This is a genomic window from Actinopolyspora xinjiangensis (genome assembly GCF_900104475.1).
GTDB classification, from domain to species: domain Bacteria; phylum Actinomycetota; class Actinomycetes; order Mycobacteriales; family Pseudonocardiaceae; genus Actinopolyspora; species Actinopolyspora xinjiangensis.
Window position 1 is genome coordinate 98,485 of sequence record NZ_FNJR01000013.1, and the last position, 23,371, is coordinate 121,855.

The 23,371-nt window shown below is 68.6% G+C and carries 22 protein-coding genes; 10 read left to right on the plus strand and 12 right to left on the minus strand.

Annotated features, from left to right (window positions below):
• Positions 1–3: 3 nt before the first annotated feature.
• The 5 genes from BLQ75_RS18910 to BLQ75_RS18930 all read left to right on the plus strand — a co-directional run bounded on the left by BLQ75_RS18910 (position 4) and on the right by BLQ75_RS18930 (position 5,559).
• Positions 4–1,014, plus strand: a complete 1,011-nt coding sequence (locus BLQ75_RS18910; protein ID WP_092604014.1) for a polyprenyl synthetase family protein — start codon at positions 4–6, stop codon at positions 1,012–1,014.
• Positions 1,011–3,032 carry a squalene--hopene cyclase gene (shc, locus tag BLQ75_RS18915; protein ID WP_244515720.1) on the plus strand — a complete coding sequence of 674 codons (2,022 nt, stop codon included), beginning with the start codon at positions 1,011–1,013 and terminating at the stop codon, positions 3,030–3,032. Before BLQ75_RS18910 ends, shc begins: the two co-directional genes overlap by 4 nt.
• Positions 3,033–3,041: 9 nt before the next feature.
• Positions 3,042–3,671: a phosphorylase family protein gene (locus tag BLQ75_RS18920; RefSeq protein ID WP_092604015.1), complete on the plus strand. Its 630-nt coding sequence runs from the start codon at positions 3,042–3,044 to the stop codon at positions 3,669–3,671.
• Positions 3,671–4,672 carry an adenosyl-hopene transferase HpnH gene (gene hpnH / locus BLQ75_RS18925; RefSeq protein ID WP_092604016.1) on the plus strand — a complete coding sequence of 334 codons (1,002 nt, stop codon included), beginning with the start codon at positions 3,671–3,673 and terminating at the stop codon, positions 4,670–4,672. The genes BLQ75_RS18920 and hpnH overlap by 1 nt, the downstream gene beginning before the upstream one ends.
• Positions 4,673–4,851: 179 nt before the next feature.
• Positions 4,852–5,559, plus strand: a complete 708-nt coding sequence (locus BLQ75_RS18930; RefSeq protein WP_244515722.1) for a VC0807 family protein — start codon at positions 4,852–4,854, stop codon at positions 5,557–5,559.
• A gap of 90 nt (positions 5,560–5,649) precedes the next feature.
• Here BLQ75_RS18930 and BLQ75_RS18935 read toward each other — a convergent pair whose 3' ends face one another.
• From BLQ75_RS18935 to fdxA, 4 genes are all read right to left on the minus strand, one after another.
• Positions 5,650–6,402, minus strand: coding sequence for an SDR family NAD(P)-dependent oxidoreductase (locus BLQ75_RS18935; RefSeq protein ID WP_092604017.1), 753 nt, complete (start codon positions 6,400–6,402; stop codon positions 5,650–5,652).
• Positions 6,403–6,406: 4 nt separating this feature from the next.
• Positions 6,407–7,330 (minus strand): DMT family transporter, encoded by a 924-nt coding sequence (locus tag BLQ75_RS18940; RefSeq protein ID WP_092604018.1) that lies wholly within the window; start codon positions 7,328–7,330, stop codon positions 6,407–6,409.
• Complete coding sequence (locus BLQ75_RS18945; RefSeq protein ID WP_092604019.1) at positions 7,327–9,819, minus strand: MGDG synthase family glycosyltransferase; 2,493 nt, start codon at positions 9,817–9,819, stop codon at positions 7,327–7,329. The genes BLQ75_RS18940 and BLQ75_RS18945 overlap by 4 nt, the downstream gene beginning before the upstream one ends.
• 171 nt (positions 9,820–9,990) lie before the next feature.
• A complete protein-coding gene (gene fdxA / locus BLQ75_RS18950) occupies positions 9,991–10,314 on the minus strand; it encodes a ferredoxin (RefSeq protein WP_092604020.1) in 324 nt (107 codons plus the stop codon).
• 186 nt (positions 10,315–10,500) lie between these two features.
• On the opposite strand from fdxA, the gene BLQ75_RS18955 reads away from it, so the two are divergent.
• A complete protein-coding gene (locus tag BLQ75_RS18955; protein ID WP_092604021.1) occupies positions 10,501–11,295 on the plus strand; it encodes a DeoR/GlpR family DNA-binding transcription regulator in 795 nt (264 codons plus the stop codon).
• 96 nt (positions 11,296–11,391) lie between these two features.
• Here BLQ75_RS18955 and BLQ75_RS18960 read toward each other — a convergent pair whose 3' ends face one another.
• The gene (locus BLQ75_RS18960) at positions 11,392–11,802 is read right to left on the minus strand and encodes a DUF2267 domain-containing protein (protein WP_092604022.1); all 411 of its coding nucleotides are present in this window, start codon (positions 11,800–11,802) and stop codon (positions 11,392–11,394) included.
• A gap of 40 nt (positions 11,803–11,842) precedes the next feature.
• The gene (locus BLQ75_RS18965) at positions 11,843–12,499 is read right to left on the minus strand and encodes an O-methyltransferase (RefSeq protein WP_092604023.1); all 657 of its coding nucleotides are present in this window, start codon (positions 12,497–12,499) and stop codon (positions 11,843–11,845) included.
• Positions 12,500–12,727: 228 nt separating this feature from the next.
• Between BLQ75_RS18965 and qcrB the strand changes: the two genes are divergently transcribed.
• Positions 12,728–14,395 carry a cytochrome bc1 complex cytochrome b subunit gene (qcrB, locus tag BLQ75_RS18970; protein ID WP_092604083.1) on the plus strand — a complete coding sequence of 556 codons (1,668 nt, stop codon included), beginning with the start codon at positions 12,728–12,730 and terminating at the stop codon, positions 14,393–14,395.
• 231 nt (positions 14,396–14,626) lie between these two features.
• On the plus strand, positions 14,627–15,055 hold the full coding sequence (locus tag BLQ75_RS18975; protein ID WP_244515723.1) for an SPW repeat protein: 429 nt from the start codon (positions 14,627–14,629) through the stop codon (positions 15,053–15,055).
• A 52-nt stretch (positions 15,056–15,107) separates the two neighbouring features.
• Here the strand turns inward: BLQ75_RS18975 and BLQ75_RS18980 are convergent, their stop codons facing one another.
• Positions 15,108–15,581 (minus strand): universal stress protein, encoded by a 474-nt coding sequence (locus BLQ75_RS18980; protein WP_092604024.1) that lies wholly within the window; start codon positions 15,579–15,581, stop codon positions 15,108–15,110.
• Between the two features lie 405 nt (positions 15,582–15,986).
• Here BLQ75_RS18980 and BLQ75_RS18985 point away from each other — a divergent pair, with 405 nt between their 5' ends.
• Together BLQ75_RS18985 and BLQ75_RS18990 are read left to right on the plus strand one after the other, a co-directional pair.
• Positions 15,987–16,307: a hypothetical protein gene (locus BLQ75_RS18985; protein WP_092604025.1), complete on the plus strand. Its 321-nt coding sequence runs from the start codon at positions 15,987–15,989 to the stop codon at positions 16,305–16,307.
• A 426-nt stretch (positions 16,308–16,733) separates the two neighbouring features.
• Positions 16,734–17,753, plus strand: a complete 1,020-nt coding sequence (locus BLQ75_RS18990) for a Rieske (2Fe-2S) protein (RefSeq protein WP_092604085.1) — start codon at positions 16,734–16,736, stop codon at positions 17,751–17,753.
• A gap of 66 nt (positions 17,754–17,819) precedes the next feature.
• On the opposite strand, the gene BLQ75_RS18995 is transcribed toward BLQ75_RS18990, so the two are convergent.
• The 5 genes from BLQ75_RS18995 to crtI form a co-directional block, all read right to left on the minus strand.
• Positions 17,820–19,400: an FAD-dependent oxidoreductase gene (locus tag BLQ75_RS18995; protein ID WP_092604026.1), complete on the minus strand. Its 1,581-nt coding sequence runs from the start codon at positions 19,398–19,400 to the stop codon at positions 17,820–17,822.
• A 2-nt stretch (positions 19,401–19,402) separates the two neighbouring features.
• The gene (locus tag BLQ75_RS19000) at positions 19,403–20,116 is read right to left on the minus strand and encodes a class I SAM-dependent methyltransferase (protein WP_092604027.1); all 714 of its coding nucleotides are present in this window, start codon (positions 20,114–20,116) and stop codon (positions 19,403–19,405) included.
• Positions 20,117–20,222: 106 nt separating this feature from the next.
• A complete protein-coding gene (idi, locus tag BLQ75_RS19005) occupies positions 20,223–20,801 on the minus strand; it encodes an isopentenyl-diphosphate Delta-isomerase (RefSeq protein WP_092604028.1) in 579 nt (192 codons plus the stop codon).
• Positions 20,802–20,804: 3 nt separating this feature from the next.
• Positions 20,805–21,791, minus strand: a complete 987-nt coding sequence (locus BLQ75_RS19010; protein WP_092604029.1) for a phytoene/squalene synthase family protein — start codon at positions 21,789–21,791, stop codon at positions 20,805–20,807.
• Positions 21,788–23,317, minus strand: a complete 1,530-nt coding sequence (gene crtI / locus BLQ75_RS19015; RefSeq protein WP_092604030.1) for a phytoene desaturase family protein — start codon at positions 23,315–23,317, stop codon at positions 21,788–21,790. The genes BLQ75_RS19010 and crtI overlap by 4 nt, the downstream gene beginning before the upstream one ends.
• Positions 23,318–23,371 lie beyond the last annotated feature (54 nt).

The following is a 23,371-nucleotide window of genomic DNA, read 5'->3' on the forward strand; positions in this document are numbered from 1 at the left end:
CGCATGACAGTGACAATGCCGTCCGCGCTGTCCACCGCCCGGGAATCCATCGACTCACACCTGCGGCGCGCCGTCGGTAGGCTGGACCCCGACACCCGCAGGGTCAGCGAGTACCACTTCGGATGGGTCGACGCCGACGGGGCCGAGGACTCCCGGCCGGGCAAGGCGTTGCGCCCGGCACTGGTGCTGCTGTCGGCCCGTGCGGTCAACGGCGTCGAACACCGCGCCTCCCACGGAGCGGCCGCCGTCGAACTGGTGCACAACTTCTCACTGCTGCACGACGACCTGATGGACGGCGACATCTCCCGGCGGCACCGCCCGACCGCCTGGACCGTTTTCGGACGCTCCGCCGCGTTGTTGGCGGGTGACGCGCTGCTCGGTCTCGCCAACGACGTGATGCTGGAAACCGACTCGCCGCGGGCGCTGTGGGCCGCCCGTGAGCTGGCAGGCACCGTCCGGGAACTCATCGCCGGGCAGGCCGCCGATCTGGACTTCGAGCAACGCGCCGAGGTCGGGTTCGATGAGTGCCTGCGCATGGTCGCGGGCAAGACGGCCGCGCTGATCGCGTGCTCCTGCTCCGTCGGCGCCCTGCTGGCCGGGGCGCCCGAACACACCGTGCGACGGCTGCGCGGTTTCGGCTTCGAGCTCGGAATGGCCTTCCAGCTCGTCGACGACCTGCTCGGGATATGGGGTGATCCCGGGGAAACCGGGAAACCGGTGCTTTCCGACCTGCGTTCCCGCAAGAAGTCGATGCCGGTGGTGCACGCGCTCAACTCGGACGGCGAGGCCGGCCGTCGGCTGCGCGAGCTCTACCGGCAACCCGAGCAGCTCACCGAGCACCAGGTGGAGCAGGCGGCCGAGTTGTTGCGTGTCGCCGGTTCGGAGGACTGGACCAGGAACGAAACGGAACGCAGGCTGGCCGTCGCCCACCGACAGCTCCGCGAGGCGGACTGCCAAGGAACGACCGAAGGACTGACCGAACTCGCCGATTTCGTTCTCCGGAGGAAGCAGTGACCGGATCTCTGCGCCAGAACAGCGACGTCCGTGAAGCAGGCGGAACCGTCGAGGAGACGGCGCCGCCGCACGCACGGACCTCGGCCGGGAGCCTCGGCTCCGAGTGGCACGGCCCGGCCTCGCGGGAACAGCGGCGTGGTTGGGAAGAGGCTCTCCGGGCAGGGCGCGACCACCTGATGAGGCTGCAGCACGAACAGGGCTGGTGGAAGGGTGAACTGCAGACCAACGTGACCATGGACGCCGAGGATCTGATGCTGCGGCAGTTCCTCGGGATTCGTGAGGAGCAGGATACCGCCGACGCGGCGCGCTGGATCCGGTCCCAACAGCGTGAGGACGGGACCTGGGCCGCTTTTCACGGGGGGCCTGGCGAACTGTCCGCCACCGTGGAAGCCTACGTCGCGCTCAAACTGGCCGGCGACGGCGTGGACGAGGAGCACATGGCCGCCGCGCGGCGCTGGATCCTGCGGTGCGGCGGTATCGAGAGCACTCGCGTGTTCACCCGGATGTGGCTGGCCATGTTCGGCCAGTGGTCCTGGGACGAGCTGCCCGCCATGCCGCCGGAGATCGTGATGCTGCCGAGCTGGGTGCCGCTGAACCTGGCAGACTGGGGCTGCTGGGCTCGCCAGACCATCGTTCCGCTGACCGTGGTCAACACGTTGCGCCCCGTGCGTGAGTTGGGGGTCGGCACCGCGGAGCTGCGCACCGGCGGACCGGTGGGACGGGTGCGCGAGGACGCGGGGACCTCGCGGTGGGAGACGGTGTTCAACGCGCTGGACCGGGTGCTGCACGTCTACCAGCGCCACCCGTTGCGTCCGCTGCGACGGCAGGCCATGAGTCGGGCGGCCGAGTGGATAGTGGCACGGCAGGAGGCGGACGGTTCGTGGGGTGGTATCCAGCCTCCCTGGGTGTATTCCCTGATCGCGCTGCACCTGCTCGGTTACCAGCTCGACCACCCGGTTATGCGGACCGGTCTCCAGGGGTTGGAGGGATTCCTGATCAGGCAGGAATCGGAACGGGGCACACTCCGCAGGTTGGAGGCCTGCCAATCGCCGGTCTGGGACACCGTGCTGAGCATCCAGGCCCTGCACGACGCGGGGGTGCCGGACGACGATCCCTCGATCCGGGACGCCGTCGAGTTCGTCCGTGCCGAGGAGATAACGGTTCGCGGTGACTGGGCCGTACGACGCCCCGAACTGCCGGCCGGGGGCGGCTGGGCCTTCGAGTTCGAGAACGACGGCTACCCCGACATCGACGACACCGCGGAGGTACTGCTCGCCTTCACGCGCACCGGCTACATCGAGCAGGATCGCATCTCCGCCGCCGTGGACAGAGGCAGGCGTTGGTTGCGCGGTATGCAGTCCCGTGGCGGGGGATGGGGCGCCTTCGACGCCGACAACACCCGCTGGTTGGTGAACAAGTTGCCGTTCTGCGACTTCGGGGCGGTCATCGATCCGCCCTCGGCCGACGTGACAGCGCACGTGGTCGAGGCGCTGGCCCACCTCGGCGATACCGACGACCGGGTCGTGCGGGACGGTGTGCGCTGGCTGTTCGAGAATCAGGAGAACGACGGCTCCTGGTACGGACGCTGGGGAGCCAACCACGTCTACGGCACCGGTGCCGTGGTTCCCGCACTGGTCAGCGCCGGCATTCCGCCTGAGCACTGCGCACTCAGGCGGGCGGTGCGCTGGTTGGAGCGGCACCAGAATTCCGACGGTGGTTGGGGTGAGGACCTGCGGTCCTACACCGATCCCTCCTGGATCGGCAGAGGCGAGTCCACCCCCTCGCAAACAGCGTGGGCGCTGCTGGCGCTGCTGGCGGTGGGACGTCACGACACCGACCCGGTGCGGCGGGGGGTCGCTTTCCTGGCCGAGGCCCAGCGGGAGGACGGCAGCTGGGAGGAACCGCAGTTCACCGGTACGGGCTTTCCGGGTGACTTCTACATCAACTACCACCTCTACCGACAGCTGTTCCCCGTGACCGCCCTCGGGCGGTACCGCCAAGCCGTGACCGTCGAATAGGTGCCCGCCATGACATCGGATCTGCTCGTGTGCACACCGCTGCGAGTGGAGGCCCGCGCGTTGCGCCACCTGGGCACTGACCGGGTACTGCGAACCGGATACGGCCGGCGACGCAGTGTCCGCGCCGCGGCCGGACTCGCCGGACACGAGTTCGACGCCCTCGCCGTGGCGGGACTGGCCGGTGGACTGGATCCGCGTCTGCGCAGCGGTGACGTGGTCGTGGGAACCGAGGTCGCGGAGCGGGGAGCCACCGGCCGGTGTCGTTCCCACCGTCCCGAAGCGCTGGCCGCGGAGCTGCGCGGCCTCGGGCTGCGTGTATGGCTCGGTCCGGTGCTGACCAGCCGGCGTCTGGTACTCGGCGCCGCGCGCGCCGAGACGGCACGTGGCGGCGCCCTGGTCGTGGACATGGAATCGGAGGTGTTGGCGGCAGCGGCGTCCGAGCGCCCCTGGGTGGTAGTGCGCGTCGTGCTCGACACCGCTCGACAACCGTTGCTGGGGCCCGGCTCGCCTGTCCGGCTGTCGAGGGCGCTGCGGCGGTTACGTGCCACCGGTCTCCCGTTGCTCCGCTGGGCGGAGGCCGTCGCGGGAGCCGGTTCGCTGGATGCTGTCCGATCTCGCCGAAGCAGAGAGGTGCCGTAATGGGTATCCCGGTCCGTCAAGCGGCCAAGGTAGGTGCCTACCTGGTCAAACAAAAGATTCTGCGACGCAAGAAGTTCGCGTTGACCCTCGAACTGGAGCCGTTGTTCGCGTGCAATCTGGCCTGTGCCGGTTGCGGTAAGATCCAGCACCCGGCCAATGTGCTCAAGCAGCGGATGCCGGTGGAGCAGGCGCTGTCCGCCGTCGAGGAGTGCGGGGCTCCCGTGGTCTCCATCGCCGGTGGCGAGCCACTGATGCACCCCGAGATAGAGGTGCTCGTCAGCGAACTCGTCAAGCGCAAGAAGTTCGTGTACCTGTGCACCAACGCGTTGCTCATGCCGCGCAAGATCGACAAGATCGAGCCGTCCCCCTATTTCTCGTGGGCGGTGCACATCGACGGGTTGGAGGAGCGCCACGACGCGTCGGTGAGCAAGCAGGGAGTGTTCGCCCAGGCCGTGGACAACATCAAGGACGCCCAGCGCCGCGGTTTCCGGGTGACGACGAACAGCACGTTCTTCAGCACCGACACCCCCAAGACGGTCATCGACGTGCTGGACTACCTCAACGACGAGCTCAACGTCGACCAGATGATGCTGTCTCCGGCCTATGCTTACGACAAAGCGCCCGACCAGGACCACTTCCTGGGGGTGGAGGAGACCAGGGAGCTGTTCAAGAAGGCCTTCGCCGACGGCAGGCGCAAGAAGTGGCGGTTGAACCACTCCCCGCTGTTCCTGGACTTCCTGGAGGGCAAGCGTGACTTCGCCTGCACCGCCTGGGCCATCCCCTCGTACTCGTTGTACGGCTGGCAACGTCCCTGCTACCTCATGGCCGACGGCTACGCGCAGTCCTACCGCGAGCTGATCGAGGAGACGGACTGGGAGTCCTACGGGCGGGGAAGAGATTCCCGCTGCGCCAATTGCATGGCACACTGCGGCTACGAACCCACCGCGGTGATGGCGACGATGGGGTCGCTGCGGGAATCGCTGCGGGCGATGCGCGGCTGAGCCGCCGACGGGATGTGTCGGTGGCCACTGGTCGCGGTGAAGCGCTGTGGTCACCAGTTACACTGGTCCACAGCGCCAAGTCCTGTCGCGCGACTCGTCGAACTCCCAACAGCGCGATGCAGCCGTCCACGGCGCCGGTGCGGGGTTCCCCGATCCTGCCCGGGCCGCGTGAGGTAACCATGCACGATCCGACGACCGTCCAGCTGGACGGGCTCCGGACGCACCTCCTGCACGCGGGCAAGAAGTTGTTGGAGACCACTCTTGCTCCGCTCGGGTTGTTCTACCTGCTGCTCCAGCTCACCGATCTGACTGGTGGGCTGCTCGCGGCGCTCGGATGGGCGGTCGCGGCGGTGGTGTGCCGACTGGTGCTCCGTGCGCCGGTGCCGGCGGTGCTGCTGTTGACCACCTCACTGCTGGTCGTGCGCACCGTGGTCGGGGTCGTTTCGCAGAGCACCTTCCTGTACTTCCTGCAGCCGAGTCTGCAGAACTTCCTCATAGCCGGGGTGCTGTTGGCCACGCTGCCGTTCGAGCGGACCTTCCTCGCACGGTTGGCCGACGACTTCTGCGTCTTCCCGCCCGCTCTGGCGGGGCACGCCGTGCTGCGGCGCTTCTTCCGTCGTGTCTCGTTGCTGTGGGCCGCCGTGTTCACCGCGAACGGGGTTGCGGCGCTCTGGATGCTCGCCCAGCACACCGTTGGGCAGTTCCTGCTGGTGAGCACCGTCGGTTCCTACGGGCTCGTCGCCGCCGCGGCGCTGGTGTCGTTGCTGTGGTTGCGCAGGGAACTGCGCGGTCACGGGATCCGGCTTCGGATCGGCGGCGGAGCGTCGACGCTGTTGCCCGGCCTGCCGCGCCCGGCCTGGGCTCCTCCCGGGGCAGGGGTTCGCTGACGGGACCCCCCGGTAGAACGGACCCGGCGATGCCGAGGAGGGCGGACCACCGCTACGGCGGGGCCGCCCTCGCGCGGACGACCAGGACGGTCATTCCCTTCCCCCGAACAGACGGTTCAGCCGCTCGAAAGTGGTGGGCATTCCCCCCTGGATCCGCGCCGCCGCCCCCAGCCAACGCGGCACGAAGCTCTCCCGTCCTCCTCGTTCGATCGCGCGCACCGTACGTGAGGCCACCAGCTCGGCCGAGACCTGGCGCGGGAACCCGCGCTCGTAAGGTCTGCCGCGTCGCCGGAAGAACGGAGTGCGCACCGCACCGGGAAGTATCGTGGTGACCACGACCCCGGAGTCGTTCGTCTCTTGCCGGAGCCCCGCCGCGAAGGCGCGAAGCCCCGCCTTGGTGGCCGAGTAGACCGCCTCGTCACCCACGCCGACAGCGGCTATCGACGAGACGAAGACCACGTGTCCACCGCCACGCTGTCGCATCGCGGGCAGCATCAGGCGGGTCAACTCCAGCGGGGCCGCCAGGTTCACTGTGAGCAACCGGTGGACCTCCTCGCCCGACATGGTGGTGAACCGCCCCGCCCAGCCGACGCCGGCGTTGTTGATCAGGACGTCGGCATCCGTGGCTCGTTCGGCCACCCGGGTGAGTTCTCCCGGGACGCTCAGGTCGGCGGCCACCGCCCGAGCTCCGGTGGCCTCCGCCACGTGCCGCAGCGTCCGCTCGTGACGCCCGACCAGGATCAGCTCGCAACCGCGCTCGGCCAGCGCCCTTGCGGTGGCCGCGCCGATTCCGGAGGAGCCCCCGGTCAGCAGTACCCTTCGCCCGTCGAGACCGGACCGCATCAGCTCAACCCCATGTCACGGTTCCATCACTGTCGATGGACTCGTTGTCCTCTATCTCCCGTCGCAACGCCTCACCGCGGTGCGTGAGCAGCACGATCCCGCCGATGATCGCCACGGCGGCCGCGGCCTGGCCGCCCAACACCGCCGGGGTGGCGACCACTCTCTCGCCGAACCAGCCGATCCCTATCGCCACGCCTACCAGCGGGTCCACGGTGGTGATCACCGCGAGGGCGGGCGAGATAAGTTTGCCCTGCTGGAACGCGTTCTGACTCAGCAGGAAACCGCACGGACCGACGAGGCACACCGCGTAGAGCACCCAGTGCTGGAAGGGTTCGACGAAGCCACCGGCACGGAACTGGCTCGCCACCACCTTCATCAACGCGGCGGTCACCCCGTAGATCACACCGGTGGCCAACGCCAGCGCGATCACCCGGATCTCGCCGGGGAAACGCGAGGCGGCCAACAGGCACACTACGGTGATCACACCCAACACGACCGCCAGCGGGATCGCCTGCGGCTCGATCGTCTCGTCCCCGCCCGCGGGGCGTGCCAGCAGTAGGAACGCCGAGAGACCGCTCATGCAGCCGAGCGCTCCCAGCACGACGATCCGGTCGAGCTTGCGGTGGGCCAGCCAGGCAGCGTGCAGGGCTGCGAACAACACGCTGGTCACCAACAGAGGTTGAACCAACATCAGCGGACCGTAGGCCAGCGCCACGACCTGCAGGGACAGTCCCACGATCACCGTGCCGACGCTGGCCAGCCAGATCGGCTTGCGCACCAGCTCGAACAGCAGGCGGGGATTGAGGGTGCGGATGTTGGGGACCTGCTTGGTGGCACGCTGCTGCACCGCGCTGGCCATACCGAAACTCGCCGCTCCCACCAGCGCCGCAGGAACGGCCACCGTGAACCAGGCTCCCGTTCCCGTCATCGCCGCGCTTCTTCCCGTGTGGTCTCCGGCTGGGTAGCGGTGCCGGATCGGTCCCGCAGCTCCTCGAAGCACTCCCGCAGCCGTTCGGCCACGAGGGAGGGCAGCCACTCCAGGCGGGCGTCAGCGGTGATCCCGATCCCGACCGTCTCCCCCCAGTTGATCAGACCGATCGCCGTTCCCACCCCGGGGGCCAGTGGAAGGATCGGCAGCACTTCCGCCACCAGCGCTCCCCACACCCGGGGTGGACGCCGCGATCCCGGCATCGCCGATACCAGGGCGTTGAAGAAGCGACGCTGGTAGATCGACCGGACGACCAACCGGTGCAGGGGAGTGGGAAGCGCTCCCAACACGGCCATGGCGATGCCAGCGGCGGCCGGTTGCCCGTCGTGCTGGCCAGCCAGCAGTCGTTCCGAGACCTCCCGCAAGCGTTGTTCCGCGCTCATCGGGCCGACCGGAAGGTCCACCGAGACCGCGACGGTGTGGTTGCCGAACATCCCCGCGCCCGACGAGTCCCGCGGTGAACGCGTGGTGCGCGGCACCATCACCCGCACGTACTGTCCCGTGGTCGTGCCGGTCCGTTCGGCGAGTGTGCGGTGCAGCGCCTCCGCCGTCAGGCCGATCAGCAACACGCTGGTGGGAATCCCGCGGGCGCGTGCCCGCGCGCGTACTTCGCTCGCGGGCAACTCGGCGGTGCCGAACACGCGGGCCGAGGTGCTGTCACCGTCGAGCGGACTCCGGGGAGCCGGTCCAGCGGCGGCAAGACCGCACAGACCGCGTACGACTGTCAGGGCCTCGTGCGTCCGGGACCGCACGAGGGAGCGCAGGCGGGGAATCGAGACCGGCCGCTTCGACGTCCGGCCGTGGGGGCGCGGTGCCCGCTCCACGTCCTCGGGGGCGTCACGCAGCAGCCGCACGAGCGTGTTCGTGACCGCGATGCCGTCCCCCAGGGCGTGGTGCAGCTTCGCGAGGATCAGCGTCTCGTCGCCGCTGCGCAGTACCATCAGCTGCCAGGGAGGCCTGTCGGTCGGTACCGCCGCCGTGAAGAACTCGCGCACCACCTCCTCGCGGTCGCCGGTGGTGCGGTGTTCGAGATGTTCCCACGGCTCGATCGTGCGGGCCGTGTACCAGCGGGGACCACGCGAGCCCCGTTCGACGAGCACGCTGTGCAACATCGGCAGCGTGCGGGCGCGCCGTTCGATCAGCCCGGCCAGGTAGTCGGCCCACTGGCCCGCGGTTCGCTCCTCGGGGCCGCCCCGCAGCCGCAGTATGGCACCGGTCTGCTGCGCGACAACGGCATTCGCGGCATGTACGAAGAACCGGTCGGAGTGGTGCAATCGGCGTGCCCCCCGGTGCCGGGGAAGCTCGGTGAGCGCGGCCACCTGCTGGGTGAGATCACCCGCCGTTGCCTGCTCCAGGACACGCTGCTCGTCCCGGCGCAACCGTTCGGGGGTCGTGGCGAACTCGCGCAGCGTCACCGCCAACGATTCCGAGGTCGGGCACAGCTCGGCCAGGCCGGCTCGCGCCATGAGTTCGGCGTTGGCTCGCCCGTGACCGGCGATCGGCTCGAACATGATCATCGTTCGGCCGCACGCCATCGTCTCCAGCGCGGTGGCTCCACCCGCGTTCGAGACCACCACGTCCGCCGCCGCCGTCAGATCGGGCATGTCCTCGACCCAGCCCAGCGGCAGCAGTTTCCCCGCCGCCTCGTCGCGCTCCGACAGCCGCCCACGCAGCTCTTCGTTGCGACCGCAGGCCACGATCACCAGGTCCACCGCCGGTTCGGCCAGCGCCGTGTCCACCGCACGCTCCACCGAGCCGAACGAGAGCGAGCCGCATGCGATCAGAACCTGGAAGCCCTCGGCGGGCAGCCCGAGCTCCAGCCTGGCCCCGTGCCGTTCCCCGGGGCGGAACGCGCTGGTCACCGGAGGAACGCTCACGGCACCCGTGGCGTCGGGTTGCGCGCGGTACAGCGCTCGTAGGCTGGTCTCGCTCATCACGTAGTGCAGGTCGATCTCGGGGTACACCCAGAAGGGGTGGGGGCAGAAGTCCGAGACGAACGCCGCGATCGGTACTCGCGCCTCGCCACGGCGACGCATTCGGTCCAGCCCGGCGGTGGCCATCGGATAGGTCGAGATCACCAGGTCGGGTTGCCAACGCCGCATCCGGCGGCGCAGCAACGGGCCGACCCAGGCGCCCACGAAGCGGCGGGAAGCGGTGGCGAACCACCGCCACCGCCACAGCGCGTCGTAGAACAGGTTGTACAGCCAGGGAGTCGACTCGACGTTGCGAACGTAGATCCACCGAAACAGCGGCCCGACACCGGGCCCCATCACCCGCAGCGTGTCCAGGCGGGTGATCTCGCATCCGGGCCAGAGCCGCCGCGCGGCCTCCTCGACGGCCCGGGCCGTCGCATTGTGCCCCTCGCCGATATCGGCACTGACCAGCAGTATTCGTTCAGGGGGGCGACGATTCGGCTCGTGGGAGGTCACCTGCCAAAGTCCTTCCGCAGCTCTCGGTGTCTCGTCGAAGGTTAACGGCGGTGCCGCGCCTCGGCTCGCCGGAAGCGCGTGCCGTCCTACCGGCAAGACCGTATCGTCCGCGGACACGGTTGGCGATCACGTGAATTCAGTGAGTCGCCATCATAGCCGGTGGCCCGAGCGTCAGTCCTGTCGCGGCAGCTCCGACACCGGCGCGACGTCGAGCCCCGCCCTGCCGACCTTGGCGGCCCCACCCGGGGAACCAATACCGGTAGCGGTGAAGAATTCGGCGTTCGCCGTGGTGTAGCCGGCCCACTCCTCGGGGACATCGTCCTCGTAGTAGATGGCCTCCACCGGGCACACCGGCTCGCACGCGCCGCAGTCGATGCATTCGTCGGGGTGGATGTAGAGCATCCGGTCGCCCTCGTAGATGCAGTCCACGGGGCACTCGTCGATGCAGGACCTGTCCAGCACATCCACGCACGGTTGAGTGATTACGTAGGTCACGGTCAGTCCCCCGTAGGCGGTGAATCGGTTCCGGCCGCCACGGGTACCCGATTACGGCGCTTTCGACGCTTCGTCGGAGATCGACCGCCGGCTGCCGCGGAGGCGATTGATACGTTGTCCGGGGCGGGAGCCCGGGCATCGCCGCGATCGAGCAGGCGTTCGTGGGGCCTCGAGTGGGCGTGAGGAATGAGCAGGACTTCCAGAGGCGGGCGCTCGCGGGAGCAGCGTCAACAGCAGATCGTCGACTACGTGCTGGAACGCGGTTCGGCCAGTGCGGCGGAACTCGCCGAGCTCGTCGGCGTGAGCCTGATGACGGTGCACCGTGATCTCGATGAACTGGCCAGGCGTGGCCTGCTGCGAAAATTCCACGGTGGTGTCTCCGCGCAGCCCTCCACCGTCTTCGAGGGCAGTTCGGAGTACCGGATGGGAGCCAACCGGGAGCTCAAGGACGCGATCGCGAGGACGGCGCTACGGCTGGTCGAACCGGGCGCTTCCATCCTGCTCGACGACTCCACGACCGCGTTGACGCTGGCGGGCATGTTGGGGGGAGTCGGCCCGTTGACGGTCGCCACCAACTACCTTCCGGCCATCCAGGAACTCAAGTCCCTCCCCGAGGTGCACCTGATCTGCCTCGGCGGCAACTACTCGGCCACCCACGACTCCTTCCTGGGGCTGCCGTGCATCGAGGCGGTGGGTGCGTTGTCGGTGGACATGGCCTTCGTTTCCACCTCGGCGATGAACGCGACGATGACCTTCCACCAGGAGCACGAGCTGGTGCAGGTCAAACGCGCCATGCTCGCCGCGGCCGCCAGTAACGTGCTGCTGATGGACTCCAGCAAGATGCCGCGCAAGGCGCTGCACCGCATGGCTCCGTTGCGGGACTACGACAAGCTGGTCGTCGACGACGGAGTCGATCCCGAACTGCTCGCCGCCGTCGGTGACGTGATCGACATCGACGTGGCTCCCACCGGCGGTCCCTGACGGGCCTTCTCCGGAACCGTTGCACGCCGGGTGAACGGTTACGGGGCGACGAACGCGGCCTGCCGCCGGGACGACGGACCTCCGAGTTCGGCCGGATCAGCCGGTGGCCGAGCGGAACATGTCGGCCAGATCGGGGGGAAGCTGCGCGACGGTGTCCTCGATCTCCTCATCCGGTATCCAGCGCAGCAGGACCTCGAACACCGCCTCCACCCTTCGCTCCACCTCGTCGAGGTCCACGGTGTCGATCTCGCCGCTGACCTGGTCGAGGAAGGTGTCCTTGTCGAAGGCGACCGCCTGCCCGCCGAACCCGTAGAGCTCCTCGCGGAGTTCGGGGGGCAGGGCCGGGGCGAGGTCGTTGAGCTGGCCCGCCGCCAGTCGTTCGGAAAGCGCGCGTATCGACGCGCGTGCCAGCCGATCCGCCTCGGTGCCGTCGGCCAGCTCGGCACGTCGCCCGACCTGGCCGAGAAAGCTGGTCATGGTCGGACCGGCCGGTTCGGGGTGCGTCATGACCCACCTTTCCTCCGTCCGGACGGCCGGACGGCTCGCGTCAGTGGCGCCTGGCCAGCGTGATCCCGTCGCTGATCGGCAGCATGGTCAGCTCCACACGCTGGTCCCGCAGCGCGTACCGGTTGAACTCGTGGATCGCGTGGGCGGTCTCGTCCCGCCGCTCGTCGAGAACACGTCCACCGGCCAGCACGTTGTCCACGACGATGAATCCACCGGGTCGGGTGCGGGGGACGATCTCGTTCCAGTACGCGATGTAGCCGGTCTTGTCCGCGTCGATGAAGCTCAGGTCGATCACGGGATCGCTCTCCAGCGCACGCAGTGTCCGGAGCGCCGGAGCCAACCGCAGTTCGATGCGTTCGGACACTCCGGCCCGGTGCCAGAAGTACCGAGCCACATCGGTGTACTCGGTGCTCACGTCGCAGCACAGTAGCCGACCGTCCTTGCTGAGCCCGCGTGCGATGGCCAGGGCGGAGTAGCCGGTGAACGTGCCCACCTCCACCGCGTACTCTGCCCGGAGCGCCTTGGCGAGCAGTGTCAACAGCGAGGCCTGCTCCGGTGAGATCTGCATGTCCGCACTCTCGGGAAGCAATCGCCGCGTGTCCTCGATAAGTTCACGCTGCAGGGCGTCGGGTCGGGGACCGTGTTCCAGCAGGTACTCGTGCAGTTGCTCGTCGAGCTGGGCCGACTTGCGCGTCACGACGCCGACGCTACCCGCGAGGAGCAGTTCCGCAACTCATCGAGGGTTTCTCGGCCCCACCCGACGGCGGCGGCACGGGAAGACATCGTCCGTTCGTCTCCGGCTCCGTTTTACCGGAGCGCCTCGCCGGCTTCGCGAACTCGCGTGCCGAGGCGGGGCTGTTTACGCTGACACACGAGTACCGCGCTCACAGCCGGACGGGCCCGAAAGGCAGGCGTGATCGTCGCCATGAGCAGACTGACGCGGCCGACCAAACAGTCCAGCAGGGCTTATCGAACCGCTGCGGCCCAGGCGAACGAGGTCGACCAGCGGCTGCAACTGGCCTCCGGTATGCGCAGGCAGATGAACAAGGTCTTTCCGACGCACTGGTCGTTCCTGCTCGGCGAGATAGCCCTCTACACCTTCATCCTGCTGCTGGTGACCGGAACGTACCTGGCGTACTTCTTCGATCCCTCGATGGCCGAGGTGACCTATCAGGGAACGTTCACCAACCTGCGGGGCGTCGAGATGTCCCGGGCCTACGAGTCGGCACTGGACATTTCGTTCGAGGTACGCGGCGGAATGTTCGCGCGGCAGATCCACCACTGGGCCGCGCTGCTGTTCCTGGCGGCGATCGTGGCGCACATGTTCCGCATCTTTTTCACCGGTGCCTTCCGCAGACCGCGTGAAACCAACTGGGTCATCGGAATCCTGCTCTTCATCACCGGAATGTTCGAGGGCTTCACCGGATACTCGTTGCCGGACGACCTCCTGTCCGGTACCGGGGTGCGCATCGCCTCGGGGATCACGCTCTCCATTCCCCTGATCGGGACCTGGCTGCACTGGTTGCTCTTCGGTGGCGAGTTCGCCGGTGACGAGATCATCCCCCGCTTCTACATGATCCACATATTCCTGTTGCCGGGGATCATCCTCGGGCTGATCGCCGTCCACCTGGCACTGGTGTGGTACCAGAAGCACACCCAGTTCCCGGGGGTCCGCCGTTCGGAGGGCAATGTGGTGGGAGTGCGGATCATGCCGGTCTTCGCGGTGAAGGCGGGCGGTTTCTTCGCCGTTGTCGTGGGGGTTACGGCCATCATGGGCGGTGTGTTCCAGATCAATCCGATCTGGAACCTCGGCCCCTACGTGGCTTCGATGGTCTCCGCCGCCTCGCAACCCGACTGGTACATGATCTGGACCGACGGCATGGGGCGGTTGTGGCCACCCTGGGAGGTCTACCTGTGGGGGCAGGCGACCATACCGGCGCCGTTCTTCCCGCTGGTCCTCGGGTTGACCGCGGTGTTCACGCTGGCCCTGGCCTACCCGTTCCTGGAGCGCAAGCTCTCCGGTGACGACGCGCACCACAATCTGTTGCAACGGCCCAGGGATGTGCCGGTGCGCACCGGGCTGGGGGCCATGGCGATCACCTTTTTCCTGATCGTGCTGCTCAGCGGTGTCAACGACATCATCGCGTTCAAGTTCGACATCATCCTGGGAGCCACGACCTGGATGGGACGCATCGGCGTGTTGTTGGGGCCACCCGCCGCCTACTACATCGCCTATCGGATATGCGTCGGGCTGCAGCGGGCCGACCGGGAGGTGCTCGAACACGGTATCGAGACGGGCATCGTCAAGCGGCTGCCGCACGGCGAGGTCATAGAACTGCACCAGCCACTCGGCCCCACCGATGAGCACGGCCATCCCGAACCGTTGTCCTACCAGGGAGCGCCGGTACCCAAGAAGATGAACAAGCTGGGCGCGGCGGGGCGGCCTCTCCCCGGCAGCCTGTTGTGGCCCGACCCTCCGGAGGAGACCGAACAGTTGCGCGAGGCGGAACGACGTGCCGAGGAGGAGCCGGAACAGCCTCAGCCGCGAGAGCCGGAGCTGCCCGGCGGACACCCCCGAGACGTCACGGAGTGATTCCGTTCGCGCCCAGCGGGCAGGGCGTGTCCCACGGACGGACGGGGCCCGCTCAAGGGACTATCGTCGCTGGACATCTCCGCGACTCGGGTCCACAGTAATGGTGCGGACCCTCCGAACCGGCCGCGCACGGTTGTCGACGAGTCCTCGAGCGAACGGCACGGGGCCGCCAGGGGTCGACGTGGCCGGCCGGGGGACCGTTTGCCACAGCGAACGGTGGAGGTGATCGAGATGACGCAAGCCGGTTCCATCGAAGGGCACCCGGATCTCCTCGAGATGCGGGCACGCTACGAGGAGGCGAGCGAAACCCCGCAGGGGCAGCTGTTGGAGGGAGCGACGCTGCTCGCGGGAGTCTACCTGGCGATCTCACCGTGGGTGATCCAGTTCAGCGCCACCAGCTTCGACGTGGCGATCGGCAACCTGGTCGTCGGTCTCACGGTGGCGGTACTGGCACTCGGGTTCGCTTCCGCCTACAGCCGTACTCACACGGTTTCGTGGGTGGTCCCGCTGCTGGGAGCGTGGGCCGTCATCGCCCCGTTCGTCATTCTGGGCAGCGGAGTCGGCCTGGGTATGCTGCTCAGTAACGTGATCACCGGTGGCGTGATCGTACTGCTCGGTGTGGGACTGAGTTCGTTGGTGCTGATGCGCAGTCGGCGCTGAGGTGTCGAGAGAGCTGAGGTGTCGAGAGGGGAGTGGCCGGTCCGGTGCGGGACTACCCGTCGGACCGGCCGCTGGGTCGGGGGTGATCCCGTTCGCGGGAGGCGTGCACGATGACCACCGGGCACCGGGCGTGGTGGGTGCACCTGTGACTCACCGACCCCAGTAGGGCCCCGACGAAGCCGCCGTGCCCACGACTCCCGACCACCAGCAGTTCGGCGCCCTCGGCGGTGTCGAGCAGTACCTGCGCCGAGTCGCCCTGCTTGACGCTGGTGCGGACCCGTGGTGGGTTGCCGCGGCGGTCCACGGCGGTGTCCACGGCGTCCTCCACCGTCACGCTGGCCGCGTTCTCGAACTCCCTGGGGGGAACGGCCCCGCCCTCCCAGCTGTAGAACGCCGGGTACTCCCAGGCTGTGACGGCTTCGACGACGGCCCCGGTCAGTTCGGCCTGTCCGAGAGCCCAGTCCAGGGCGGCCAACGAGGGGGCCGAGCCGTCGATGCCGACGACGATCCTGTTCTCTTCGCTCATCACGCATCGCCCATCCCGGCGGAAGCGGTCATGGTTTCGTCGGCGTGTTCGGGTGCTCTCCCCGAATGTCCCATTCCGCGGCTCTCGCCGCTCGTCCACGCGAGTCGCTCACGCGAGGCGGCGGGCCGAATGACGTCGAACCGATATGAAAGTGTGATCTGAAACGTTCGCGGGTACGTTCACGATACCGGCGGACTACCACCGTGCCCCGGACACAGCGGGGCCGCGTCCGGTGATCCCGGCGCCGTGTTCCGGTCGACCACCCGGTCACGGCACGCACGGGACCGGGTGGAACGTGGATCCGCTCGGAGCTGGAGTGCTCGCTCCTGCGAGTACCGCCGATCGGAAAGCGGATCGTGCGACCGATCGGGATCGTCCCTCTGGCACGGTTGTTGGGAGAGCCCGTTGACGAACAGAACGACCGGCACACCTCCGTGGAGTGTCATAGCCCATGACACCGATCGACTCAGGCAGGCCGTGCACGAGCTCGACACCGGTCGGTCCTTGTCATCCGGACAGGAGCTCACCCACGAGCTGCTGCGTACGGTCACCCTGATCGGGGACAGACTCACCGCGCTGCTGGACGCGCTGGCCAAGCGCCACGAGAATCCCGGCGTGCCGGAGCAGGGCACCGCTCACATCGCACTGGACCAGGCCGCGGCCGCGGCCGCGGATCTGGGGTACTGTGCGCGCCGCGCGGCGCGCACGCTCGACGAGGACTTCTGATCGGCCGCTACGCGAGCGTTCTCGGACCCTGGCCCTGTCGACAGGCTTCCGCGTCAGCTCGGTGGAGCTTCGTGAGTGTCGGTGGGCGACGTGCAGGTCCCACGAGTGGCGGTCGCGGCGCCTGCCGTGCCGGAGAAACACCGGACCGCCGACCCGCTCCCCCCGCGGACAGGACAGAGCACTGTCGAGGTCTCCGGAGCGGCGCGGTTCGGGTTCGTTTCGCGGCCCCGTACAGGGCCGCCGCTGAACCACACCAACCGAGGCACCTCCGGCTCTCCGGGATGGGCCGCCGCACCTGCCGGGCAGTGTCCCCGGAACCGGGATCGGTGACCGTGCGCGACGCGTGTGTGCGTCGCCACCGAAGACGGGTTACTCTCCCCGACGTCCGATTCGCGCGACGGCGACCCAGCGAGCAACGGAGTCAGCATGGTCGGCTTCTCCAACGGGAGTTCCACACGTAACGCTCTACCACTGCGCAGGTTGCGGGCTCCCGACTGGGCACGACAGGAGGGGACGTGGCGTGCGGCACGCCCCTCGCTGATCGCGGCGGCGCTCAAACGCGCCCAGGCCCGCCCCTCGGGGAACTGGTTCGTGCTGGCGGGCAGTCGGGAGATCGGTCGGAATCGCCCCTTCTCCCGTACCGTTGCTGGGACCGAGGTGGTCGCCTGGCGAACCGAGGACGGTGCGCTGCACGCGGGACCGGGTGCCTGCCCCCATCTGGGAGCTCCGCTCGGGCAGGCGGCGCTGGACTGCGGGCAGCTGGTCTGCCGGTGGCACGGGCTGCGGCTGGACGAACGGGGCGGGCCGTGGTGGACTCCGTTCCCCGCCTGTGACGACGGGGTGCTGGCCTGGGTGCGCCTGGACGACGTGGGCGGAGAGCAGCCGTTGGAGTGCCCCGTGGTGCCGCGCCGTCCGCCGCTCCGGGACAGCGTTTCGGAAGTGGCCACCGCGACCGGTGTCTGTGAGCCCGAGGACGTGGTGGCCAATCGCCTGGACCCCTGGCACGGTTCCTGGTTCCATCCGTACTCGTTCGCCAACCTCGGTGTACGGCGAGCACCGGAATCCGGCAGTTCCGAGGAGGACGACTTCTTCGAGGTGGTCGTCTCGTTCCGGTTGTCGCGCCGCATCGGGGTGCCGGTGACGGCCACTTTCCACTGCCCGGACCCGCGCACCGTGGTGATGCGCATCGTCGCGGGGGAGGGCACGGGCAGCGTCGTGGAAACGCACGCCACGCCGCTCGAGAACGACTCCTCGGGCAGACCGCGTACGGCCGTAATCGAGGCCACGGTGGCGTACTCCCAGCGGCCCGGTTTCCGCATGGCGCTCCCGGCCGCGGGCGTGCTGCGTCCGTTGATGCGGCGAGTGGCGCTGCGCCTGTGGTCCGACGACCTCGCCTACGCCGAACGGCGTTACGAACTGCGCAGCACCGGCCGGTTCCCGGGCTGATCGGTTTCCCGTTCCGTTTCCCCGCGTCGGGCCGGTGTCGGTTCCCGGCAGTGGTCGAGTCCCCTCCTATCCGGTCCGCCCCAACCGGTGCAGCAGAGCCGACCGACCGCGGTCGGGAACGCTCCACAGGGTGTGGCCCCGCACGCGCCAGCCGCGCAGCAGCTCGTTGGCCGCGCGCATCCCGGTGGTGGCCGCGCGTTCCATCAGGGCCACCGGAAGGTCGATGCGCACCAGGTCACCGGCCAGCACCAGATTCGGGTCCGGAGTGGTGATCCCGGGACGTTCGGAGAAGCCGCCGGGTGGGAACAGTGGACAATCGTCCCGCAGTTCGTGCCGTTCGTCGACGATGCCGGCGACCTTCGTCTCCGGGTAGATCCTGGCCAGTTCGGCCAGCATCCGCGAGCGGACGCGCGCCACGCTCGGTTCCCCCGCGAGCGCGTAGCCGTGCAGCTCGATCACTGATCCGCCGCGTTCGCCCGCCCAGCGTGCCGCGTCGCGCTCGTAGCGCTCCAGCACGCTGATGTTGTCCAGCGGTCCGTAACCACTCGTCCCGAGAAAACCCGGTCTGTCCCCGCGGACCGGTCGGTCCAGCCACAACCTGGACACCAGGAACGGTGGTGCCTGCCGCAGTGCCGCTATCCGCTCTCGCCAGCGCGCCGTTGCCAGGCCCGGCGAGTTGCCCACTATCCCGCGTAGTCCCGCGGTGTCGGTGGCCAGCACCACCGCGTCGAACTCCCCCGGGGCGGCGGCCTCCGAACGCAGCACGAAGCGTCGCTCGTTCCCCTGCTCCAACGCGGTGACGGCGGTGCCGGTCGAGATCGTCACCCCCCGAGCGCGCAGGTAGTCGGCCAGCGGGTTCCACAGCGCTTCCGGGAACGAGTCCGCGGCCACGTCGAACAGCAGTCCCTCACTGGAACCGAGAAAGTAGATGTGAAACATCGTCGCGAGCTCGGCCGCCGACAGCTTCGTGGGATCAGCGAAGAAACTTCGCGAGAACACCTCGAACGCCAGGTGCTTGGCAGCGGCGGGGAAGCGTATTCGGCTCAGTAGGGTGTCCGCGTCCAGATGGTCCAAGCGTTCGTAGATCTCCGGCACCGAGACCTGCGCCAGCGGCAGCGCCGCGCGAGTCCCGAGACGCGGGAGGTCGCGCCAGTTGAAGGTGGGGCTGCGTGCGACGAACGCGAAGGCGTTCCACGGTGGTGTGCGTGGCAGTCCGGCGAAGGTGTCGCGGTAGCCTGCACTGTGCACCAACGGGTAGTCCGGCAGAGCGGTCAGCCCCGAAAGTCGCGGGTCGGCACGGCTCAGCAGGGCCCGAAGGTTGTAGTACTGCCGGAAGAAGGCGTGGAAGCCTCGGTTCATTCCCACGTCGGAACCATCGGCGAGAGTGGTCCGCCAGCCGCCGACCCGACCCCCCAACCGCTCCTGCCGTTCCAGCACCGTGACCGACACGCCGCGTTCGGCGAGGCAGGTGGCCGCGGCGAGTCCCGCGATCCCTCCGCCGACCACAGCTGCGCGGGGAGTTCCGGCGAGGTGCTCCGTGTTCGGAGCGCCGTCGTGCGGTGGGTGCTCCACCGCTTTGCGGTCCCGCCCCGGCGTTTCACGCGAGGCGGCACCGCTCGTTCCGGTGCTCGGGAAACCGTTGGTCATGATCACCGTCCCCCCGGTCGTTGCCCGGTCACGGTGTGCACGATGCCGTGCTGCCAACCCGGCATCGTCCCGAGCCGGAGCCCGACGAGACCGTTCCGGCGCATCCGGGAGGCGAGCTCTCCGGTCGAGTCGAACCGGAGGACGCTGCGCCACAGGTAGGGGTGGATTCCCGACCCCCGGGTGCTCAGCTCACCGGCCGGAATGATCACACTCCAGCACACCGCCGTCCAGACCAACCGTGCGAGCGGGCGCCTCCGCACGGAGAACTCGTGCAGTGCCAGGCGGGCACCGGGACGCAGCGATTCACGCAGGATCCGCAGCCCGCTGTCCGGGTCGGAGAGGTTGCGCAGCAGGTAGGCCGCCATGACTCCGTCGAACGGTCCGCGCACCCCGGCTCGTTCGAGCTCTTCCAGCGGTGCGTGCACGAATTCGACCGTGTCCGGCCACTCCTTCCGACGAGCTCGCGCCAGCATGTTCGCGGAAGCGTCCGTCGCGACGACACGCGCGTGCGGTGCGGCGCGCAGCAGCGCGGCGGTGGAGGCCCCGGTTCCGCAGCCCGCGTCCAGCAGCCGCAGTCCACGTCCCCCGTCGGGCAGGCGCAACCGTCGTGCCGACAGTTCCAGTGCTCGGTGGTAGCCGGGGTTGAGTCCCACCAGGCGGTCGTACTGCCGCGCGCTCTGCTCGAAACCGTGCACCACGGGGTATCGGAAATACATGAGCAGTTCTCACTCCGCTGGTGTGACAGGGGGACCGTCCGAGCCCGATTCGGGACGCCGGGCCCGAGCCGCGCCTCCGCGGAGGCGGCGGGAATCACGTCCTCCTCTAGCGGGCCGGATCAGGGTCCTCCCGTTCCGGTTCGCCGAACCGGCTGCTCAGCAGTGGAATCTGCTCGGCGGCCCACGGGCTGATCGCCCAGGGGGTTCTGGTCGCCAGCATCGCGAAGTCCTCCCAGGCCACCCACTTCCAGTCCGCGATCTCGTCCGGATCCGGACGTGGTGTCTCACGCGTGACGGCTGTGTACACCGGACACAGCTCGTTTTCCACCACTCCCGTCACGTCCACGGCGCGGTAGCGGAAATCGGCCAGCCGCAACCGCAGTTCACCGAGGTGGACCCCGAGTTCCTCGCCGACCCTGCGGTGCACCGCGTCCGCCATGGACTCGCCGGGAGCCGGGTGTCCGCAGCACGAATTCGTCCAAACTCCGGGCCAGGTGCGTTTCTCCAGCGCGCGTCGGGTGATAAGAAGTCCGCCCTCCCCGTCGAACACATAGCAGGAAAAGGCGAGATGCAGTGGTGTGGCACTGTGATGAACTTCGGATTTCGGCGCCGTACCCACCGGCTCACCCGAGTCGTCGAGCAGGACCACGAATTCCCCGTCGGAAACGGGCGAGGCCGAATTCAACGGCTACCTACCACCCAACATCGAACTAGACGACACATCTTCACATCCGTCCGGCAACCGTGCCCGGAGCCGCGCCGTGGCCACAGCTCCGCAGCCGCTCAGCGCCACCCCGAGTCCCCGGGAGCGGGACACCGAGACACGATTGGCGAACACGTCGTACCCGGATTCCACTATCCGGTCCAGTATTTCACCGTAAAGCGTGTAAGCAGTGGAAATACACGGTCGCGAGATCGGATCCAACATCGCGATTCCCGGTGCGGCCCGGCGGTAGACCGCTCTGGTGCGGGCAACCTGATCGGCCAGTGCCCGGCGAACCCGACGGTCCGGTAAACCCCCGCGCAGGCACTGTCGCAACCGGGATTCGTCGACGTCGAACGCGGCCAGCTCGTCAGCGGGGAGATAGACGCGCCCCCTGCGCAGGTCCTCTCCCACGTCCCGGAGGAAGTTGGTGAGCTGGAACGCGTTACCCAGCGCCGCCGCGTACGGTGCGGCCTCCTCGGCGGGGCACCGCGTCCCCAGCACGGGCAGTACCTGCAAGCCGATGACCTCGGCGGAGCCGTAGACGTAGTCGTTCAGTTCGGCCCGGTTCCGGTACGCGGAAACCGTGAGATCCTGGCGCATCGAGGCCATGAAGGAGTGGAAGTAGTGCTGTTCGATCCCGTACCGGTTCGCGGTGTCGACCACCGCGCGGACCACCGCGAGCTCACTCTCCTCACCGGCGAAAGCCCTGGTCAACTCAGCGGCCAGCTCGTCGAGACCGGCGCTTTTGTCTCGCTCGTCGAGTGCGTCACCCGGATCGTCGACGATGTCGTCGACCTCGCGCGCCAACCCGTACAACGCGTGTATCGCCGGACGGCGCGAGGGCGGCAGGAGCCTGGTGGCCAGGAAATAGGTGCGTCCGTGTGTCTCGTTGACCCGGCGGCAGTACCGGTAGGCGGCTCGAAGCCGTCGTGAGCGGATGCCGGCCGCGTCGAGCTCTCGTTCGCTCATCGCGCATCCGACCCGGTGCCGAGCACACGGCGTGCCGTCGGGAGGGGGCGTGGTCCCCCGATGATCCGGTGCGCGGCCAGCTTGCCCGAGAGCAACGCCGTCGGAACTCCTACTCCCGGGGTGGTTCCGCACCCTGCGAGTACCGCGTTCTCCACCCCCCGGACCAGGTTTCTCGGTCGGAAGGGCCCGGTCTGGGCGAAGGTGTGAGCGGCGCTGAAGGGGGTTCCTGCCAGCATTCCCAGCTCGGCCCAGTCAGCGGGTGAGACGATGCGGCTGACCTCGACGGAGGCGTCGAACCCCGGCATGACGCGCCGCTGCAACGAGTCGATCACCTCTTGCGCGTATCCCCGTGCGATGGCGTTCCAGTCGAACCGCGCGAGGTCGAGATTGGGGCAGGGGACCAGTATGTGGTGCAGATGTCTGCCCGGCGGGGCCAGGGACGGGTCACTGCGGGTCGGGTTCGTGATGAGCACCGAGGGGTCGCTCATCAGGGTTCCCTGCCGGGTCAGCTCGTCGAAGGTGCGCTTCCACGAGTCCCCGAAGGAGAGCGTGTGGTGACTCAGCTCCGGCTGGTCCCGGTTGGTTCCGGTGTGCACCAGCAGCGCGGAGGGAGCCGCGCGCAGCCGCAGGGGGCGGCGGGGGGTGCGGCCCAGTAGCCGGTACGAGATCGGGAGGTCGGGGGTGAGGACCACCGAGTCGCACGGGATGCGTTCTCCGTGCTCGGTGTGCACGGCGGTAACCCGCGTTCCCCGGCGCTCCAGACGTGTCACCGAGCTGCCGTACCGCAGGTGTGCTCCGGCCTCGGCGGCGGCCCCGGCCAGCGTGTCCGGTACCGCGCGCATTCCACCGCGCGGGAAGTAGACCCCGCGAACGGTGTCCATGTAGGAGATCACCGCATAGGCGGCCAGGGCGTTGTGCGGTGCCACGCCCGCGTACAGCGCCTGGAACGAGAACACCTTCCGCAGCCGCTCGTCCCGCAGGAACCGGCCGATCGCACGGTGCAGCCCGCCGAAACCCCCGAGCGCCGCCAGCCGGGCCAGGTTGGGGTCCAGCAGATCCCGTGGCGAGTCGAAGTTGGCGTCGATGAAGGTCTCGTACTGCGCCGCGTAGAGGCGGGTCAGCCAATGCCGTAACCGCCGGTACCCGTCCGCCTCGGTCGGCCCCGCGAACTCCCGGACCCGTTGCTCCATGGCCGCCGCGTCGGTGCTCACGTCGATGCTCGAACCGTCCGCGAAGCGGGCGCGGTAGGCCGGATCCAGCTGTATCAGGTCCAGGCGGTCCCGCGTCGATTCGCCCACCGCCGCCAGCGCCTCGTCCAGCAGTTCCGGCATGGTGAGCACCGTCGGTCCGGTGTCCATGCGGTACCCCGCGATGTCCATCCGGCCCGCGCGTCCCCCGGGGAAAGGGGCGCTTTCGACGACGGTCACCTCGCGTCCCGCACCGAGCAGGTGAAGCGCCGTGGTCAGGCCGGAAAGCCCCGCCCCCACTACCACCACCCGATCGGTGGGGCCGGTGACTGTCCGCATGCGGTTTGCTCCTCGGGGTGTCGGGCGGGATGGTTTCGGTCGGGGTGAGTCAGA